The sequence below is a fragment of the Streptomyces alkaliphilus genome (genome assembly GCF_014141535.1).
Classification (GTDB): Bacteria; Actinomycetota; Actinomycetes; order Streptomycetales; family Streptomycetaceae; genus Streptomyces; species Streptomyces alkaliphilus.
In genome coordinates this window covers 1-889 of sequence record NZ_VKHT01001462.1, presented here as the reverse complement: position 1 = coordinate 889, position 889 = coordinate 1, and the positions used below count along the sequence as shown (strand labels likewise).

The 889-nt window shown below is 73.5% G+C and carries 1 protein-coding gene; it reads left to right on the top strand.

Features of this window, described 5'->3' with window-relative positions; genetic code table 11:
- Positions 1-889, top strand: an 889-nt coding sequence (locus FNQ90_RS25105) for an ABC transporter ATP-binding protein (protein WP_182608414.1), incomplete at both ends; no start/stop codon positions are given.

The window sequence follows — 889 nt, the reverse complement described above, 5'->3', positions numbered from 1 at the left end:
GGGCACGGTCGAGTGGCGGGGCGGCGGCCGTTCCGCGCCGGTGGACCCGATCGCGCTGCACCCGCGCGATCCGGTCCTGCGGAGCGTGCGGGGCGGAGAGATCGCGATGGTCTTCCAGGAGCCGATGGCCTCCCTGTCACCCATGCACACCATCGGCGACCAACTCGTGGAGACCATCCGCCTGCACCGGGGGATGAGCCGCGCCGAGGCACGCGAGCACGCCATCTCCGTGCTGCGCCGGGTGGGCATCCCACAGCCCGAGCGGCGCTTCGACGCCTACTCCTTCCAGCTCTCCGGTGGGATGTGCCAGCGGGTCATGATCGCCATGGGACTCTCCTGCGACCCGGACCTGCTGATCGCCGACGAACCCACCACCGCGTTGGACGTCACCATCCAGGCCCGCATCCTCGACCTGCTGATGGATCTGCGGGAGAGCACCGGGCTCGCGGTCCTCTTCATCACCCACGACCTCGGGGTGGTGGCGGAGATCGCCGACGAGGTGGTGGTGATGTACCTGGGGACCGTGGTCGAACGAGGGCCCGTGGACGACATCTTCCACCACCCCCGGCACCCCTACACCCGGGCCCTGCTGGCCTCGGTTCCCGGTCTCGGGGCGGAGACCGGCCCGGTGCCGACCCCCACCGGCCGGGGACGCCTGCACCAGATCCGCGGCCGGGTCCCGCATCCGTCGGAACGCCCGACCGGGTGCCCGTTCCATCCCCGCTGTGACGAGGCGATCGCCGGGGTGTGCGACGCGGGACCGCCCCCGGAAGTGGTGCTCGGGGCGGACCGCACCGTGCGCTGCGTGCTGTACGGGGGCACGCCGGACACCCCCGACCGGCCGGCCGCGCCGGGGGCCCCGGGCACCGCGACCGGCCCGGTCCCCGAG